This is a genomic window from Mesorhizobium sp. LNHC232B00 (assembly GCF_000502435.1).
In the GTDB taxonomy this organism is placed as follows: Bacteria; Pseudomonadota; Alphaproteobacteria; order Rhizobiales; family Rhizobiaceae; genus Mesorhizobium; species Mesorhizobium opportunistum.
This window is the reverse complement of the sequence record NZ_AYWP01000005.1, coordinates 199,993-217,852: the sequence shown is the minus strand read 5'-3', so window position 1 is coordinate 217,852 and position 17,860 is coordinate 199,993. Positions and strand designations below refer to the sequence as shown.

14 protein-coding genes are annotated in these 17,860 nt (G+C 58.9%); 6 read left to right on the top strand and 8 right to left on the bottom strand.

The window, feature by feature from the left end; translation table 11 throughout:
* Positions 1-17 precede the first annotated feature (17 nt).
* Positions 18-1,232, bottom strand: a complete 1,215-nt coding sequence (locus tag X743_RS159350; RefSeq protein ID WP_051508523.1) for an MFS transporter — start codon at positions 1,230-1,232, stop codon at positions 18-20.
* 272 nt (positions 1,233-1,504) lie between these two features.
* Positions 1,505-1,789, bottom strand: coding sequence for a DUF2231 domain-containing protein (locus tag X743_RS159355; protein WP_023765019.1), 285 nt, complete (start codon positions 1,787-1,789; stop codon positions 1,505-1,507).
* A gap of 533 nt (positions 1,790-2,322) precedes the next feature.
* On the opposite strand from X743_RS159355, the gene X743_RS159360 reads away from it, so the two are divergent.
* From X743_RS159360 to X743_RS159370, 3 genes are all read left to right on the top strand, one after another.
* Positions 2,323-2,952, top strand: a complete 630-nt coding sequence (locus X743_RS159360; protein WP_023765018.1) for a LysE family translocator — start codon at positions 2,323-2,325, stop codon at positions 2,950-2,952.
* A gap of 73 nt (positions 2,953-3,025) precedes the next feature.
* Positions 3,026-3,874: an NAD(P)H-binding protein gene (locus X743_RS159365; protein WP_023765017.1), complete on the top strand. Its 849-nt coding sequence runs from the start codon at positions 3,026-3,028 to the stop codon at positions 3,872-3,874.
* 307 nt (positions 3,875-4,181) lie between these two features.
* Complete coding sequence (locus tag X743_RS159370; protein ID WP_023765016.1) at positions 4,182-4,622, top strand: VOC family protein; 441 nt, start codon at positions 4,182-4,184, stop codon at positions 4,620-4,622.
* 311 nt (positions 4,623-4,933) lie between these two features.
* Here the strand turns inward: X743_RS159370 and X743_RS159375 are convergent, their stop codons facing one another.
* On the bottom strand, positions 4,934-6,367 hold the full coding sequence (locus tag X743_RS159375) for an MFS transporter (protein ID WP_023765014.1): 1,434 nt from the start codon (positions 6,365-6,367) through the stop codon (positions 4,934-4,936).
* 472 nt (positions 6,368-6,839) lie between these two features.
* On the opposite strand from X743_RS159375, the gene X743_RS159380 reads away from it, so the two are divergent.
* Positions 6,840-7,622 carry a transporter substrate-binding domain-containing protein gene (locus X743_RS159380; RefSeq protein ID WP_023765013.1) on the top strand — a complete coding sequence of 261 codons (783 nt, stop codon included), beginning with the start codon at positions 6,840-6,842 and terminating at the stop codon, positions 7,620-7,622.
* A 167-nt stretch (positions 7,623-7,789) separates the two neighbouring features.
* On the opposite strand, the gene X743_RS159385 is transcribed toward X743_RS159380, so the two are convergent.
* Entirely contained in the window at positions 7,790-8,356 is a 567-nt protein-coding gene (locus tag X743_RS159385; RefSeq protein ID WP_023765012.1) for a DUF308 domain-containing protein, read from the bottom strand.
* 134 nt (positions 8,357-8,490) lie between these two features.
* Positions 8,491-8,985: a hypothetical protein gene (locus tag X743_RS159390; protein ID WP_156934405.1), complete on the bottom strand. Its 495-nt coding sequence runs from the start codon at positions 8,983-8,985 to the stop codon at positions 8,491-8,493.
* Between the two features lie 288 nt (positions 8,986-9,273).
* On the opposite strand from X743_RS159390, the gene X743_RS159395 reads away from it, so the two are divergent.
* Both X743_RS159395 and X743_RS159400 read left to right on the top strand, forming a co-directional pair.
* Complete coding sequence (locus tag X743_RS159395) at positions 9,274-10,038, top strand: SDR family oxidoreductase (RefSeq protein ID WP_023765010.1); 765 nt, start codon at positions 9,274-9,276, stop codon at positions 10,036-10,038.
* A 46-nt stretch (positions 10,039-10,084) separates the two neighbouring features.
* Entirely contained in the window at positions 10,085-10,870 is a 786-nt protein-coding gene (locus X743_RS159400) for an SDR family oxidoreductase (RefSeq protein ID WP_023765009.1), read from the top strand.
* A gap of 153 nt (positions 10,871-11,023) precedes the next feature.
* Here the strand turns inward: X743_RS159400 and X743_RS159405 are convergent, their stop codons facing one another.
* The 3 genes from X743_RS159405 to X743_RS1000000171985 all read right to left on the bottom strand — a co-directional run bounded on the left by X743_RS159405 (position 11,024) and on the right by X743_RS1000000171985 (position 17,658).
* Entirely contained in the window at positions 11,024-13,909 is a 2,886-nt protein-coding gene (locus X743_RS159405) for a winged helix-turn-helix domain-containing protein (RefSeq protein ID WP_023765008.1), read from the bottom strand.
* A gap of 627 nt (positions 13,910-14,536) precedes the next feature.
* Positions 14,537-17,437: a winged helix-turn-helix domain-containing protein gene (locus X743_RS159410; RefSeq protein WP_023765007.1), complete on the bottom strand. Its 2,901-nt coding sequence runs from the start codon at positions 17,435-17,437 to the stop codon at positions 14,537-14,539.
* A complete protein-coding gene (locus tag X743_RS1000000171985; RefSeq protein WP_156934404.1) occupies positions 17,434-17,658 on the bottom strand; it encodes a twin-arginine translocation signal domain-containing protein in 225 nt (74 codons plus the stop codon). Before X743_RS1000000171985 ends, X743_RS159410 begins: the two co-directional genes overlap by 4 nt.
* Positions 17,659-17,860: the final 202 nt, after the last annotated feature.

Below are 17,860 nucleotides of genomic sequence, written 5' to 3'. Positions count from 1 at the left end.
CCCGACGCCCTCCGATCTCAGGCCCGGCTCAGACCTCTGTCGAGAAGCGCCGTCCCGAAAGCGGCCGCCGCGATAATGGCGCCGACCCAACCTATCGACGGCAGGCCGTAGCCCGCGCCAATAGCCATCCCAGCGAGGAGCGGTGCAAGCGTCAGCCCGAACTGGAAGGCGGATGAGTTGGTCGCACCGACCAGCGTAGGCGCGTCTGGCGCTATCATATAGACCCGCCCCCAGACGGCAGGGTTGAGCAGGAAACCCGCGACGCCAAGCAGGAAGACGAGCGCGATGATTGGCCAGAGATGCGCGGCTCCAAAGACGATGGCGATCGAGACCACGACCAGTCCCAGGATTCCAGCCGCAAGCGTGGCAAACGGATGACGGTCGGCAGTTTGTCCTCCTATTGTGAGGCCGACGAGAGCGCCAACACCGAACAGCGACAAAACGAACGGTAGCCATTCGATTGGCAGGCGGCTCACATCGAGCAGTAGCGCACCGAGATATCCGAAAGTGCCCATATAGGCCGCCGTCGTCAGCGCCGTCGTTGCGTAAGCTGCCCATAGCGCTGGTCGCATCATCGCGCGCAGTTCCGCTCTCGCGACGGGTGCGGGACCCTCGCCCGCCTTTGCCTCGGGCACGGTGAACGACACAGCAATCGCTGCGATCACTGTTGCGGCCACCACCGCCCAGAAGCCGATGCGCCATCCGGCCAGGTCGCTCAAGAATGTGCCGATCGGGCCCCCCACGATCATCGCGACCGTTAGGCCGCTGACGACGATCGACAGGGCTTTTGCCTGTCGGCCCGCCGGAGCAAGTTGAACCGCGGTCGCGGCGGCCATGGCCCAGAAGCAGGCATAAGCCAGCCCCATGATGACGCGCGTGATGAGCAGCGGCCAGTAACCGTCGAGCAACAAACCCGCGCTCGTCGCAAGGACGAATACCAACTGGCTGGCAAACAGCGTGCGGCGCCGCGACCAGTGCAACGTCATGAGTGCCAGGGGCGGCGCGCCAACCAGCGCACCGATCGCAAAAGCAGAAATGAGAGTGCCTGCTGTGGGGAGAGAAATCCGCAGGTCGGCGGCAATCCTCGAAAGGATTCCACCCATCAGGAACTCGGCACTTCCCATCGCAAACAGGCTGAGGGCCAGAAAGTAGACTCCCGCCGGGATATGCCTCACCGTCGACGAAGCAGATACTTCCTTATCCAAAGCGGGGTTGTCGACTGCTTGTGCCATGCGAGGTCTCCGAATGTGCAGGATCGAAAGACCGTAGGCTGGCACAAATCATTCAATAGATCAATTGAATGATTTGTGCCATATGCACCCAGCGCTCCCCTGTGTTGGCGCAAGGGCGACGCGGCCGGTTACGGGGCTGCTCGGCGACCAGCCCGCGTCCATGGACAAGTGAAGCCCCAAAAGCCTTGCGCAGTGCACCGCAAGCGTCGGCCAGCGCCTTCTTGCTCGTGTCAAACGGCCAGCGTAGGTGCGCGCGTGGTCCATCCAGCCAACTAACGACTGTTGGCCGTCAACACGCCCACGCCATGTCGATAAACGACCTCGCCACCCTTCCACCCGGTGGTGCCAAGTGGCAGGAGCGCCAGCACGACCACCAAGGCGAACACGACTTTGAATTGTGCGGGCCTGCGGCTCCGCCAAATCTCCCAGATCGCGATCAGCCACCAAATAACGGCTGTGATAATGGCCCAGTTGCGGTGGTCAGCGATCGCTGCAGCCTGAGACGCATGTTTCGAAACGGTCAAGAACGCTTCGATTCCAGCTGCGACCGTGAGCACAGAGATAGCGGCGCGATATCAGGGCGCAAAAGTCGATAAGACGCATGACCGTGCCTCCGACCACTCGCAAAGCCTACCTGGTGTCGCGGCTAGCGAACGCTCCTGGCCCTCGCAGTAAAATCGCCTGCCAGTGTGTTCTTGATGATCCGGTTAATCCTTTCGAGCTGGCCGCCCGTCCATGGATGTTTAGCCTTTGTCGTGCGATGCGCCGCGACTGGAAGCGTTCACGGTTGGCGATACCCTCCTCTGATAAGCGGGACGGCCGAACCGCCAGCACTTGGCGTCACTCATGCCGCTGTTGGTGCACAGTGTGGATCTTGTGGGGGGACAGCTTCGATCAGGCGCAACACATATTTTTTTGGGACATGTCACATTCGATGTGGCTGACTCGTCATGGACAGGAGAGTTTGCATGTAACGGTGCAACGGCCCTCGGACGCGCCCGACGAACGAATACGGGATCACTTGGAACAGCGATTGCGCTCAGTGCCAAACGGTAGCTTTCTCAATCGTATAACTCTGGAGGACCAGCATATGGTCGGCTGGACTACATTGCTTACCTACATAGCAATCGTTCTCGGCTTTGTTTTCATTCCTGGCCCTGCAACCCTGCTCACCGTCGCGCGGGCGAGCAGTTCAGGCACTAAGGTCGGAATCGCGACCGGAGCGGGGATTGCCGCCGGAGACGTCATTCATACCTTCATGGCCATCGTCGGCGTTTCCGCCATCATCGGTGCCTCGGCCACCCTGTTTAACATCGTGAAGTATTTCGGCGGCGCCTATCTGATCTATCTCGGTATACAGGCAATTCTGGCCAAAACACCTTCTGAACCGATGGATGCCCGAACGCTCCCTATCACGGCGTTAAAGGCATTCCAGCAGGCTATTGTAGCCGAGGTGCTCAATCCAAAGACCGCGCTTTTCTTCCTCGCCTTCCTGCCTCAGTTCGTCCGCCGTGAGAATGGCTCGATCGCGCTACAACTGGCGGGCCTGGGAATAATCTTTGTTTTGCTCGGCTTGCTGAGTACCGTGGTCTTTGCAGTCTCTGCAGGGAGCCTCGGCAAATTCCTTCGCCGCAAGCCGACCGTGCTGAAATGGCAAGGCAAGGTCGTCGGCAGCATCTATTGTGCAATCGGGGTGCGGCTGGCTTTCCAGGCAAGATGATAATCAAGCAAAAACTCCCACGTTTTTATGGAGAAATTCACGCATGCGGGGGGTCAAATAATAGGAGGCCGCTATGGCACGCGTTCTTGTCATGGGTGCGACTGGCTATCTCGGGTCGCACATGGTTAGTGAGCTTAAGAAGGCGGGCCACTGGGTACGTGCTCTTTCGCGCCGCAAGGGCGCCTTCGCCAAGGCGGCGTACACTCCTGACGATATCTTTGTGGGCGAAGCCACTCGCCCTGAGACGCTAGAAGGGCTCTGCGAGGGAATCGACTACGTCTTCTCAGCGCTTGGCCGGACCCGACAGAAGGACAAGGCGAGCTTCTGGGACGTGGACTACGGCGCGAACAGGACCGTACTTGACCTCGCCGTCAAGGCCCGCGTTCGGCAGTTCCTGTTCATTTCCGTCGTGCGGCCCGATCTGACAGCCGACCTCGATATCGTGGCCGCGCGGGAGGCGCTGGTGCGTGACATGGCGGCCTCGGGCATCGCAAACACCGTGGTGCGGGCGACCGGCTTCTTTTCCGACATGGATGGATTCCTCGATATGGCGGAGGCTGGGCGCGTCTGGCTGCTGGGGGTGGGAGATAGCCGTATCAACCCCGTTCACGGCGCGGATGTGGCTGAGGCTGCGATCGCCGCCTTCGGCAAGGAGATCAATGAAATCGAGGTCGGCGGCCCCGAGGTTTTGTCTTACGAGGAAATTGGAAAACTCGCCTTCGAAGTGCTCGGCAGCAAGCCTCGGACGACCCACATTCCCCTTTGGATCGTCAATGTCGCCCTGGCGGTGCTGCGGAGACTGAACCGCCGCCAATACGCCACGGTGGCCTTCCTCGCCCGCATGATGCAGCACGATATTCTCGGCCCGCAAGTCGGAAAACGGCATCTGCGCGACGACTTCTGGGCGCGGATCAGCTCTTGACCGAGCTGCCGGATATCCGCGCTGGTCGGCCGCACAGGCCGCCAACGCGGAAAGCTGGATCAAAGCTTTCGGCACCGCCGCAGTCCCAGAAGCATCGACGTTCATTGCCCGTCTATCAATTCCGCTTGCGCTGCTTCCCTGGTGCTCAACGGAGATAGATCGGCGAGCTAGTCGGCAAGATCCACCCACCGGTTGGCATTCGAAGAGGCCTTGGCGGTGAACGGAACGTCGGCACCGGATCAATTCGATCCATCACTGAACCTAAAGCCAGATAGTCGCAAATTCAGCGAAATCGGAAAGGAAAAACATGCCGAAAATCAACATTGTCATCCCGTATCTGAATGTTAGCGATGGCTGGAAAGCCATCGACTTCTACAAGCGCGCTTTTGGCGCACAGGTGAGCAATACCATCGAGAGAGAAGGAGGAAAGCTGGCGCATGCGGATGTCGTTGTAGCTGGTGCACGCTTCATGATGCGGGAGGAATATCCGGCTTTCAACTTTCGCAGCCCCACTGCGATAGGCGGTACCGCGGTCAATCTCTTCGTCTATGTCGATGACGTCGTCAGCTTTACAGATCGGGCCATTGCCGAGGGCGCAACCGTTATCCGTCCAGTCCAAGAACAGTTTCATGGAGACCTTATGGCCGAGCTTGAAGATCCGTTCGGCCACTCATGGTTCTTTGCCATGCACATCTCCGACATGACTGAGGAGGAGCTCACTAATCGCGCAAGGGAAGCCGGTTTGTAATCAGCAACAAACACCCGCGGTCCTGCTATTCGCTTGCTTGCTCGGGCTACGCCTCGTCCGCTGCGCGGCAACCAAGATCCTCGCCCCCATCGCTTCGACGGCTCCTGAGGCGACGAGATTTGCTGCATGGATCGGCCATGAGCCTCGTAAAGCTCGGCGCCAGCACGATGGGGCGCGGACGCCGAAGATGCATTGGCTCGTACTATGGTCCCTTCACCGAGGAGTTTTGGACCGGCAACCTCCTGCAGGCCCGCGCCATCATGAGGTCAGAGGCGGCAGAATGATCTGCGGTTCCAGAAACCGGCGCTGACCTACCTGCCTATCGCTCTCAACCCTTTGCGTGCCGAAGGCCAGATCACGACAAAGGAAAGCAGTGCCGCGCCCAGGCTCACTGTCGCCATGGCCGGTTGCATGTTCGCCTCGCCGCCGAAGACATGTTCGGCCACCAATGGCACCAGTGTCGGCCCGAGCCCGATGCCGAGCAGCGCCGTGATGGTGAGAGACAGCGCAATCGTTGTGGCGCGCATCTCGTTCGGCACGTTTTCCTGCATCACGACGTGCCCAATCACATAGCCACTTATCGAACCAAAGGCCCAGATGGCGAAGGAGAGCGTCATCTGCTGCCCAGTAGCGGCGAAGAACGTCGTTGAGGCTCCTGACATAGACAACAGGCAGCATCCAAGAAGCGGGACGATGCGGGTAGCCACGCCCCAGCGCTGCACCATCCAGTCCGAGAGCGCGCCGCCGGCAAGCGATGCAAGGACCCCGCTGGTCGTGATCGACAACGCGATAAGGCCGCCCGCCTCAAGTGGTGTCATACCATGCGCCCTCTGCAGGAGTGTCGGCAACCAGGAGAGGAAAGCGTAGTTGCCAATCCCGAGGGCCCCCTTGCTCAGGCACAGCCTGAGCACTGCGCCGTTGTCGGCACCAAGTCGGCGGAGTACCCCCGCGAGTGGCAGCAGACCCGAATTGTGCCGCCGCTGCGGCTCGCGGATGAGCAGAAGCAGCGGCAGCAGCAACAGACCCGGCATCCCCACCAGCATGAACATCTGTCGCCACGGCGCCAGCGGCCCGATCAACGCCATCGGCTCCAGCGAGGCGAAAGCCAGGACTACACCCCCAACTAACATTGCGACGCCAGTGCCGAACGTCGCGCCGAGCGAAAATATGCCGAGTGCAATGCCGCGCCGTCGGGAAGAAAAGCTGTCGAAAATCAGGGCCGAAGCTGCCGGGATCAGCGCCGCCTCGCCGAGGCCCACCGCGACCCTCGCTGCAAGAAAGCTCCAGAAGTCGCCAGCCACCCCGCAGGCAATCGTCGCTACAGACCACAGCGCGATGCCGATCATGATGACATTGCGGCGGTTAGCCCAATCGGCGAGCCGGCCGCACGGTAAACCTGCCAGGGCGAAAATCACGGCAAATCCGGCGCCCTGCAGCAGGCTAACCTGAAAGTCCGTCAGAACCAGATCTGCGCGGATGGGATCGACCACGAGATTGATGACGAGTCGGTCGGTGAAGGAAATCAGCAAGGCAAGGCATAGAACGATGACCGTGTACCAACTGGCAGCGGTAGAAATATTCTGTTCCGCATTGGGCCTGTCATCGTCCAATAGAGTGTTCCCCGCGGCACCGTCGCCCATCCTCAAACCCTCGCGCAAAAAGCAACCGGTGGCAAATGGATCGCAAGCCGCGAACGGATCGGCACAAATCAGCTCGGCGACTTCAACGCCTTCAACCTCCGTCACGTGGGCGCAGCCCTCGTACTTGGATTCCTGGTGCGATTTCGAGCAACCGTGCAGCTTGCTCCACGTTCAGCACATCGGGCAGCTTGCGCTGATAGCTCATGGTCACCAGCCCACGCGGGCGGGCACCCAAGGAACACAACGAGCGCTGCGGAAGCGGACAGATTGGTGCATCCGTTGGTGTAGCCATGGCGAGTTCCTCTCGCTCGATATCTCGACGCGCTCCTTCGGAGCGGCAGGATAATCCAGTTCTAGGACTTCTAAATTAGCCCTGTCCGGAGAATGCTGTATCATGAGGATGTTTGCCGATCTGCCGGACCGGACAGCATGCTTTTGTTACTCAACAAAGCCGGGTCTGATAACAAGGGTCACCAGACGCGATATTGCCCTCTCCTGGTGGAAGAGGCTCATCCGTAGGGTGATGGCAGAGCATGGCAGAAAATCGTCACTTGCAGGGTGGAGAGGGAGACAAGAAATGGAAATATCTGCAAGGATAATGATGGCGGCGGCCGTTATCGGCGCATCGGCTTTGACAGCACAAGCGGAGCAGGTGAAGGTCGGAATCTCAGCGGAGCCCTACCCTCCTTTCTCGTCCCCGGACGCATCCGGGAAATGGGTAGGTTGGGAGATCGACTTCATTGATGCGATCTGTGCCGAGGCAAAACTCGACTGTGTCATCACTCCGGTTTCTTGGGACGGGATCATTCCATCGCTGTTGACCGGGAAGATCGATGTCATCATGAGTTCGATGGCGATTACCGACGAGCGCAAGAAAAGAATCGATTTCTCGGACAAGTACGAAGGGGATAGCGGGTATGCGATTGCCGGTCCCAAAGGCGTTTCCATGGATCCGACCCCTGAGGGCCTCAGGGCCAAGGTCCTCGGCGTTCAAGTCGCGACGATCGGGGTGAACTATGCCAGCAAGCACTTCAAAGACAGCTTGGCCGAGATCAAAACGTACCAGACACAAGATGAGGTCAACCAAGACCTGGTCGGCGGCCGGATCGACGCGTTTCTGGCCAATTCGATCGCCGTCGGAGAATTCTTGAAAACTGAGCAGGGCAAAGCCTGCTGCTCGTTCAAGGGCAAGGTGGCCAATGATCCCGATGTCATGGCGCCGGGCGTGGGCGCAGGCTTGCGCAAGGGAGACGTCGAACTCAAGAAGAAAATCAACGCCGCTATCAACGCAATTCGTGCGAATGGCAAATACGTCGATATAACCAGGAAGTATTTCGACTTCGACATTTACGGAGACTGAAGGCACGTTTTGCCTTGATTGGCTCTCCTGCCTGCGCGAGGCGCCATCCGTTGTGACATCCGCGTCCAGCGAGCACAAAGCACTCTTGAGACCGGTTGTTCGTGCCGGCGGTTGCCAGCCGCCAGCAATGCGATCCAGAAATTCAGATAGAAGCAGTCAATCGCCGTCTAGACGCGCGATCGCATGGAGAGGCCAAAGGCGATAAACCCGCCGCCTTGGAATAGAAGGTCAAACGTCAGGATCGCGCCAAGCAGGGAGAGACTTATTGCCGGCCATGCCGCGACCACGACACCGCCGACGATCACGGTGACGAGACCGCTCGCGACCATCCAGCCCCAGCCGTGATGACGAGAGGCCTGTATGCCTGTCACGATTCGCACCGCGCCCGTTGCTATGAGCAAAATCCCTACGACGAGTGAAACACTCACTGCCGACAACAGCGGATTAAGAACCGCGATAGCGCCTGCGGCCGCGTAGAGCAGGCCTGCCAGCAGATAGACGATCCTGTTTCGCCAACCATGGGTCGTGAATGCATGAACAATTTGCATCACGCCGCCGGCCAACATGGTGGCAGCGATGTAGAACACCGAGACGAGGGTCGCAACATACAGGTTCAAACCGGCAATGATGCCACCGATCAGCAAGCCGATACCAAGGACAACAAACCAGCCCCAATTGCGGCGAAGCGTCTTGATGGATGCTCCAAGGGAGCGGTCAGCAGTGACGCCAGACATCCTAATGGTCTCCTTTCCGGCAGAAATCCGATGGGCCTTATGGTTCCATTTTGATTGGGAGATGTATTTCGGCATCGCACGATGCATGCCAATCCCGCACGATCGCGCTTATTCCGCGCCAGCGATAAACGGATCTATTGGACAGCGCTCTCCACCGTGGTCTTGATCCACTGCTCGACGGTCAAGCCCTTCTTCTTCGCAGCGTCAGCTGCCAGCTGTGCGACGGTCGGGTCGAGTGGCACGTTGTAGATGATGTCTTGGACATTGTCGGAGGCGAATACCTGCCGTCTGGCGTTCTGGGCGAACGCCTGAACACGCTCTACCATCTGATCATGGCTTAAGCCGGCATCGGCGGAAACAGCGGGACAGTAGTAGGCGAGGAGATGATTGATCGTGTCACCGATGGACATGCCATGCTCGCGGAGCAGCCAGATTGCTGATTGCAGCTGACTGGGGTGCTCCAGCGAATACCCCTTGGGCACCAGGTGCTCGACGTCGGCCTCCAATGGCGATGTGCCAAGATCGCCCGGGTTCGGGCATTGAAGCCCCTGAGCATGAACTTTATCGACGGCTGCGGTATTTGCGAGAAAGCCAAGAGCACACACACATGCGAGAATATTTCTTCTCATGATCGTCTCTCCATGAAGGGAATCCGGTCGGCCTGCGCGGCTGATCGAAGTCCGAACTGCAGCCCCTCGCCTCGTGCAGGTGCAAGACGACCTCATCCGCGGAGCGTCAACTTCCCGAGCCAGCATAATAAGCACTGACGAGGGCTGCGAGTACAACTAGGAAATGATCTGAAAATACTTACATTTTCCGTTTTTTTCGATTCTTTACTACTGATGCTTGCAGCACTCGCCTATGTTGGCGGAGCAACCCGCTGGAAATGAGTCCAGCGGTCGCGAACGCAGGAGCCGATGATGCAACCCCAAAGGAAAATTGCGCTCGTAACGGGCGGAAGCCGCGGCCTCGGCCGCAACACTGTTGTCAGTCTTGCGCATCGCGGTGTGGACACGATCTTCACTTACAATTCGGCGCGCCGGGAAGCCGAAGCTGTCGCGGCGGAAGTTGCCACGACGGGTTGCAAGGCCATCGCTCTCCAACTGGATGTCGGACAGGCCTCGACCTTTCCAGTATTCGTGCAAAATGTTCGCGACAAGCTTGCCGAATTGGATGCCGAGCGCTTCGACTTTCTTGTCAACAACGCCGGCATCTCGCATCACAATTCGTTCGAGAAAACGACGCAAGACGAACTCGACACGCTCTATCGGGTCAACTTCAAAGGCGTGTTTTTTCTCACGCAACAACTGTTGCCGCTGATAAACGACGGCGGTCGGATCATTAACCTGTCGAGCGGCCTGGCGCGCATAATCGTCCCCGGCAGCGCCCCCTATGGCGCGCTGAAAGGGGCGATCGAGGTCCTCACCCGTTATCAGGCCAAGGAGCTGGGTTCGCGACGGATCACCGTGAACGCGGTCGCTCCGGGAGCTATTCAAACGGATTTCAGCGGAGGCATGGTCCGGGACAATCCGGAACTCAACAAGCAGGTTTCGGAGATGACCGCGCTCGGGCGAGCTGGTGTCCCCGATGACATCGGGCCGATGATAGCATCGCTCCTGTCGGAAGACAGCCGCTGGGTCAATGCGCAGCGCATCGAGGTCTCGGGCGGCATGGCGATCTAATGACAGGCGTGAACGCGCGGCATTTCAGGGACGCAAAGAGGCCGATATGGAACTTCACCTCAAAGGCAGGACGGCGCTGGTTACGGGCGCAACGGCAGGGATCGGACTTGCTGCCGCCAGCATACTGGCTCGTGAGGGAGCCAAGGTGATCATTGCCGGGCGCGACCGCGCCAGGCTCGATGCTGCCGTCAGCGAAATCCGCTCGGGCGCCAGTGGCGAGGTGATCGGGATCGTCGCGAATGCCGCCACCAAGGAAGGCGCGGATACGATTACCTCCCGGGTTCGGGAAATCGACATCCTCATCAACAATCTCGGCTTCCATGAGCTTAAAGCGTTTACGGCCATTGCCGATGAAGACTGGCTTCGTTTGTTCGAGACCAACGTGCTCTCGGGCATCCGTTTGGCGCGCTGTTTTCTCCCGCTCATGCTGGAGAGGAATTGGGGGCGGATCATATTTGTCTCCAGCACCACGGGTATCACGACCCCAGGCATGATGGTTCACTACGGCATGACAAAGACCGCGGAGCTTGCGGTCTCGCGCGGCCTTGCCGAACAGACGAAGGGCACAGCCGTCACCGTCAACGCCGTCCTGCCAGGTCCGATACGCGGCATGTTGAGCGACATCCGAACAATGCTTGGAGGTTCGGAAGCGTCCGATGCGGACGTGGAGAAATCATTCTTCAAGACCCACTACACGACGTCGCTCCTACAACGATTGATCGAGCCTGCCGAAGTGGCCGACCTGATCGCATTCCTGGTCAGCCCGAGAGCCGCGGCGATCAATGGTGCCGCCCTGCGCATCGATGGTGGTGCAACACCCACCGTCCTGTGACGAAAGCGATATTGAAGATTGGATCTGCTGCTGACGGGATTATCGACCTTGCACAAGACAGGACCGATCGCGCTTTTTCCCGACCACCCTTTTTTATGACGCCACACAGGAGGGCGCCACGAGATCGGATCTCGCTGATCGGAACGGGATTTTCTATTTCAGGGATGCCAGAATGCGCCCGGCATCCTCGAGATCCCGGGTACCAGTTCTCTCCGAATATGTCTCGAGGATTGGTTGCAGCGTCTCGAACGCCTCCGCGCTCCGTCCGCTGCCTATCAACAACCGGGCCAAAGGAACGGCAGCTTTCAACTGCCAACCGATGGCTGCCTGGGCTGCCGCAAGTTCGATGGATCTTCGGAAGGCCGACTCCGCCGCATCGATATCGGGAAAGTGCACTTTGAGGATAATTTCTCCTTGCGTTCGATGAAGAGAAGGTAGCCACAGTTTCTGACCCATGCCCTCGGCCGAAGAAATTGCTTCGTCTATCGTCGTGCGAGCTTCGTCATGCTCGCCACAATAGACAAGTGCCTCAGCCAACGCCCGGGATACGGCGGGAATGGTAAGACCAAACCGCTCTCGATGAAGTATGTCGAGCGCCGGTCGCAGCACCTCCACCGCAGCCGAAGCCTCTCCCGTCAACAGGAGCCACTCCCCCTTCAGCGACCACGCCACGGCCACGGCGCCCCTGAGCGAATGTCTTTCGGTGTGTGCAATCACGCGTTCAATGTGTTCTCGTGAATTTTCCGTGTGACCACCCCACAGCAGGATGGGAATGGAGGCAGCGGCGGCAAGGCTGTAATTGCCAGGAAGACTTGACCGCTCTGCTTCATTCATCAATCTCAGTGCCATTCCGTTGGCACTCTCGGGAAACCCTCTGAGCCAGAGGCCGCGTGCCAGCGCGATTTCGGCACGCAAATGTTGGTCGTATCCAAAGATATTCACGTCGATACCCCCGACGGTGGCTTCGAGTTCGAACCCACGCTGGCAGTGATCAACAGCCGCGGCCTGGTGACCTGCAAGATGAGAGGCGGCACCAACCATCCATTCAGAGATCACCCTTTCGGCAAGCGATCCACTGCGCTCTGCAACAACCTTGCATCTTCTGGCGGCGTCCAGACTGCCTTCGAAATCGCCGAGCCTCGTCAGGAAGACGCTGAGAGCGGCCAGAAGACGAACTTGCGGCACCCCGCTTTCATCCGTCTCGGAAAGATCCAGTCCGCGTTCTATGGCGTTACGGACTTCCTGGGGATAGCCCCGGGTGTGCATCGAGGACATCGCCAAAGCTTCCTGCAGGCGCAATTCCTGCCAGGATCCCTGGCCATGACCTTCGATTATGCCCAACGCCAGACGGGACCAATGCCGGCATTCCGCGAGCAGCCAGAGACCAATAAACAAGGGAGACGACTCGGCGGCAAGTTCAATGCCGATTGCATGAGAATCCTTGTCGGATAGGCTCCACTCAAGCGCCTTTCGCACATTGCCGATATGCAACGCATGACGCCCCATATCCGTGTAAGAACCTGGCTTGAGGGCAATCGCCTTGAACAGATCCGCAAAATAGCGGGCGTGGCGCCGGGCAATCTGCTGGGGGTCGCCAGTCTCGGCTAGCTTGGTCGCCGCATAGGCCTGCGTCGTGTGAGGAAGCCGATAGAAGACAGTCTTGTCCACCGGATGAACCCAAACCAGGCTCTTGTCGACCAGGCTCGCCACTGTCGCTGGCACACCTGCCCTGTCGCCGTCATCCGCGACCGAGCGCGCCGCGTCCATCGTAAACAAACCCACGAAAGCGGAAAGACGAGACAGAACGCGCTGTTCGTCATCGGTGAGCAGATTGAAGCTCCAGTCGAGCATCGCCTCGAGCGTTTGATGCCGCGCAGGGACGTTGCGCCGACCAGGCAAATGCATCGCAGCGCTGCTCGCCAGCAGATCGGCCACGCCACGGATGCCGTAGGTGCCGACACGGCTGCCGGCCATTTCGATCGCCAGCGCAATGCCGTCGGTGCGCCGGCATATCTCGGCCACGACCGGTGCGTCGATGTCTGTCAGGCCGCCTTCAAATCCACTCGCGATTGCCCGATCCATGAAGAGTTGCACGGCCGCCGTCGATAACGCCTCCGCCGCGGTCGGGACCTCGTTGTCGGGAACCAAAAGGGGGCTTAGCAGGTGAACCGTCTCTCCCTCCGCGCGCAACGATTCGCGCGAGGTCGCCAGCAGATGAAGACCCGCGGCACGGCGAACGAGTTGGCCCGCCAAAAGCGCCGTTGCATCGATAAGGTGCTCGCAATTGTCCAGGACAATCAGCATGCGCTTGTCGGAGACGAAGGACAGAAGCTCCTCGACGAGGTCGGGACCTTCAAGCTTACAGCCCAGCGCCGAGATGACGGCTCCCGGCACCACGCCGGCTTCAGAGACCGCCCCAAGATCGACAAAAGCAATGTTCTCGTCGCCGAATTCTGACCGCATGCGCAGCGCGATCGCTGCTGCTACCGTTGTTTTGCCGATGCCCGCGGATCCAACAATGCTGACAAAACGGCGGCCCAGAAGGAGTTCGCTCAGACTGTCGATCACAGCCTCGCGGCCAATGAGCGAACGAGGCAGCGGTGGCGCTCGGCCAAGGGATCTGGACTCTTGAACTAGAGCAGTGACAGCCCCGGCTTGCCCATCGTCTTGCATGACCGGAGCGACAAAGCTGTAACCCCGCCCGGCGACATTGACGATATAGCGCGCCCCATCACGACCATCGTCCAGGACGCGGCGCAGCGACGCCATTTGCACCCTCACCCCCGCCTCGTCGACAACAACGCCTTGCCATACCAGATCAAGCAATTCGTACCGGCTGACGATGTCACCGGCACGCTCGACCAAGACGATCAGCAGATCCAGCGCACGAGATCCGATCCGCACAGGCTCGCCGTTTCGCAACAACAGCCGGCGAGCAATATCCAGGCGGAAGCTGCCGAACGACACAATGGCGCCCGATGAACGCGAACCAGACCCGCGGTTGAGGTTTCGTGAGGTGGGCGTCATATCGTTTGACATAGGTCACACGTTTTCTGGCAGCAAGCGTTCCTCCCTCACTGTGTTTTCCAGCTATATTATTATGCGAGATTGCCAATAAGCAATGCCATAAAAAGCATCCAGGCTCAACAAGGATAAGACTAGAACCAAATAGATATTTCTCATATATATATTTTGAAAATACACCGTATAGTCGCCAAATTTAGGGAAAAATACTTAAATTGCCTCAATTGCATCGCAAATATTTGGGAACACACTATACGAAAATCTCATTTTCACATAAATGCATTGTTCATTTATAAATGAGAACGCCGACATCGCAAAGCATGGCATTGTTCTGAACAGCGGGTGCCGAGTGGAATTGGGGACGCTCTTCGTCTGCGTGGAAAAGCCAGTGAATTGGCGAGCAAATTTATACTTGCCATCCGATAACTAGTGAGGCGAAACTCGACGTCTTTTTGAAGCAATTTACGGAAGACTTGGGCCCATCCGACATGAGGCAGCGAGACTGTCTTCAAGACCTGCACAACGCGCGGCAGCGGCCGGCGCCAAGCCAACCGTAGCTACAGGTAAAGCCCTTATACCGCGTTCTCGCTGGCAGGCGTGTTCCGTCGGTCATGCCGCGACGAAATGGTCGAATAGAAACTTCTATTTCAGGGAAGCCATAATTCGCTGGGCCTCCGCGAGATCCGCGGAGCCCGATCTTTCGGAATGCGCCTCATAGAGGGGGGCGACAAGCGTCAGAGCATTGGCAAGGCGCCCGCGTTTCATCATCAAATGCGCCAGCGGGATGGCAGCCTTCAACTCCCAAGCCGTGGCCGACTGTTCCCTGGCGTGCTCGATCGACCTTCGCAACGCAACCTCAGCGGCATCAATACCCGGAGAAGGTCCTCTCAAATTTATCTCGCCTTGCGTGCGATACAGATCGGGAAGCCAAAATTTTTGGTTCGTCTCCAGAGCGGCCGAAATCGCCCCGTCTATGGCCGTGCTTGCTTCGCTGTGCCTGCCGCACAGGCTAAGTCCGTTGGCAAGCGCCCTTGAGGCAGATGACGTAACGATCCGGTGGTTCTCAAGATGGAGAACCTTGAGTGCGTGACGTAGGGTGTCCACGCCGGCCGACAGTTCTCCGGCCATTATGAGCCAGTCTCCCTTCAACGCCAGGATCAATCCCGTGTAAGCGAGGGAGTAGCGTTCAGCACAGGCGAGCGCGCGCTCGATATGCTCGTACGACGCTTCAAAATCGCCACTCCAGTGCAGGATTGGAACGCAATAACTTACGGCGACGCAATAGTTGGCCGGGAAACGCCCGCGCGCGCCTTCGTCCATCGCCTCGAAAGCAAGCTTGCGCCCCTTTTGAGGTGCACCTGTGAGCCAAGCGACGCGTGCCAGGGAGAGTGTAGCCCGCAGCCTGTGGTTGTGGCCGAAATGATCCACATCCAAACCCTCAGTCTCGGCCGAAAGCTGGAAGCCCCGTTCTAGATGGCCTGCCGCCGCCGCTTGATCCGCCGCCAGATGATAACCTGCACCCAGCATCCATTCTGCAAGCACGTGGTCATGTCTTGAGTCGCCACGCTCTGCAACAGCGGCAAATCTCCTGGCGGCGTCTAACGCGCCTTCAAAGTCGCCGCGTCTGGTCAGGACGATATTCATCCCGGCGATAAGACGAAGTTGCCGCCATGCGTTCCCTTCGGCATCGGAGAGTGACAGCGCGCGCGCACAAGCATCCCACACCTCTTGTGTCGGCCCTTGTACGTACATCGAGGACAGCGCAAGCGCTTCCTGCAAGCGCACTTCCTGCTCCGGACCGTTGCTTCTGGGCTTCTTCACGCCCAGTGCTAAAATTGACCAGTTGCGGCATTCATCAAACAGCCAAAGGCCGAGGAACAACGGTGCGGCGACCGCCATCAGTTCGACGCCGATCGCATGGCGATCCTCGCAGGAAAAGCTCCACTCGAGAGCTTTGCGGACATCGCCAAGATGCAATGCGTGATGGGCAATGTCAGCATATGCACCGTGCTCGATCGCAGCAGCTTTGAACCGTGTCACGAAATAACGGGCGTGCCGCTCCGCCATTGGTCCGGTCTCTTCGATTTCCGTTAGCTTGGCAAATGCATAAGCGCGCGTTGTATCGGGAAGGCGATACAACGCGGCATCCCCGGCCGGATGGACCCATACGAGCGACTTGTCGACCAGACTTGACATCGTTACTGCAACCATCCAGGCGTCGTGTTCTCCTTCGGCCGCGATTGAGCACGCACCTTCAAGCGTGAAAGGACCGGCAAACACAGACAGGCGTGCCAATACGCGCCTTTCGTGGTCGGCAAGCAGATTGAAGCTCCAGTCGAGCATGGCTTCGAGCGTCTGGTGCCGTGGGGCAACGTTGCGCCTGCCAGTCAAACCGAGCTCCATGTTGCCCGCGAGCAGGTCGGCGACACCGCAGATGCCATACTTTCCCGCGCGGCTGGCTGCCAACTCGATCGCCAAGGCGATGCCGTCCGTACGGCGACATATTTCAGAGACCAATGGTGCATCGATATCGCTCAGTTCCTCATGAAACCCGCCGGCGGCCGCCCGGTCCATGAAGAGCCGCACCGCCGGCGTCGCCAGTGCCTCCAATGCGGTAGGAAGTTCTTCGTCCGGACAAGCGAGCGGGCTCAGCGGATGGACGGTCTCTCCGTCGATACGCAGCGCTTCACGCGAGGTGACCAGCAAACGAACATCTGGCGCTAGCTGAAAGAGCTGGCCGGCCAACACAGATATCGGGTCAACCAGGTGCTCGCAACCGTCGAAGACGATCAGCATGCGTCTGTCGGCGAGGAAGCTCAACAATTCGAGTGCTGGATCGGTACCCCCGATTGTACAGCCAACCGCCGAAACAACGGCCCCCGGCACTAGACCGCCTTCCAAAACAGCACCGAAATCGACGAAAGCAATGTTCTCTTCGTTGAACTCAGTTCGCAACCTCTGGACAATGGCGACCGCTACCGTCGTCTTGCCGATGCCTCCAGATCCGACAATACTGACGAACCGGCGCGCCAGGATAAGTTCGCTCAGGCTGTCGACGACAGCCTCCCGTCCGATCAGCGAACGCGGTGGCGGCACTCGTCCTCTGGATCGGGCTGAGTGAAACACAGCCGGCGGAGGCGGCGGCCGGGGCTGCGAGGTGGCCTCGCGCGTTATGGGAGCGACAAAACTGTAACCTCGGCCGGCAATATTGATGATGTATCGCGCTCCATCGAGATCATCTCCCAAGGTCCGGCGCAGCGCAGCCATGTGCACCCGCACACCTGCTTCGTCGACGACGGTGTCTCGCCATACGAGCTTCAACAGCTCATACTTGCTGATGACGTCGCCGGCATGGTCGACGAGCACGATCAACAGATCCAGGGCTCGAGATCCGATCCGCACAGGCTCGCCATCCCGCAGCAGTAGCCGCTGTGCCCGATCCAGGCGAAAGCTGCCGAACGATATCGGAGCTTGCGCGCCAGCTTCGACATGCGGTGGGGCAAGCAAGACCTCGTCCGTCCGAGCCATCGCTTGATCTGTCATAGCTTCCCGCCCCTGCGGCTGCAGGTTGACGAGAATGTTGGAGGGAATGACAGACCTGTCTTCCGAAAACTCAATGCAGATTGTGAAAATATGTCACTGCTGACACCTGCAGGAGAGCTTGTTGCCGCCGCTGATTGAAGCGGCAATGCGGCCAGCGCCACCGCCGCGGCTGTTGCCTGAAGCGCTTCCCGACGCGAAATTATTGGACCAGTCGAATACATTTCCGACGAATTTCTCGGCCATGAAGGAACACCCTCTTCAACTCGGATGATCGCGAAGAGGATAGTTCCTGTGCCGCCGCGCCACTGTCGCGATATTTCGGGAATTGTCTGAATCTTGCGGCCATCGACGGACAGCGAGACGGCTCAGCGCAAATGCTTAGTGCGGACCCCGTTCAGCGCATTCGATGGCAGGACGCTCGCC

Coding starts and splice junctions, on each gene's coding strand:
- X743_RS159350 (WP_051508523.1), bottom strand. CDS start 1,232: ATGGCACAAGCAGTCGACAACCCCGCTTTGGATAAGGAAGTATCTGCT.
- X743_RS159360 (WP_023765018.1), top strand. CDS start 2,323: ATGGTCGGCTGGACTACATTGCTTACCTACATAGCAATCGTTCTCGGC.
- X743_RS159380 (WP_023765013.1), top strand. CDS start 6,840: ATGGAAATATCTGCAAGGATAATGATGGCGGCGGCCGTTATCGGCGCA.
- X743_RS159410 (WP_023765007.1), bottom strand. CDS start 17,437: ATGACAGATCAAGCGATGGCTCGGACGGACGAGGTCTTGCTTGCCCCA.
- X743_RS159385 (WP_023765012.1), bottom strand. CDS start 8,356: ATGTCTGGCGTCACTGCTGACCGCTCCCTTGGAGCATCCATCAAGACG.
- X743_RS1000000171985 (WP_156934404.1), bottom strand. CDS start 17,658: ATGTATTCGACTGGTCCAATAATTTCGCGTCGGGAAGCGCTTCAGGCA.
- X743_RS159395 (WP_023765010.1), top strand. CDS start 9,274: ATGATGCAACCCCAAAGGAAAATTGCGCTCGTAACGGGCGGAAGCCGC.
- X743_RS159405 (WP_023765008.1), bottom strand. CDS start 13,909: ATGTCAAACGATATGACGCCCACCTCACGAAACCTCAACCGCGGGTCT.
- X743_RS159390 (WP_156934405.1), bottom strand. CDS start 8,985: ATGAGAAGAAATATTCTCGCATGTGTGTGTGCTCTTGGCTTTCTCGCA.
- X743_RS159400 (WP_023765009.1), top strand. CDS start 10,085: ATGGAACTTCACCTCAAAGGCAGGACGGCGCTGGTTACGGGCGCAACG.
- X743_RS159365 (WP_023765017.1), top strand. CDS start 3,026: ATGGCACGCGTTCTTGTCATGGGTGCGACTGGCTATCTCGGGTCGCAC.
- X743_RS159370 (WP_023765016.1), top strand. CDS start 4,182: ATGCCGAAAATCAACATTGTCATCCCGTATCTGAATGTTAGCGATGGC.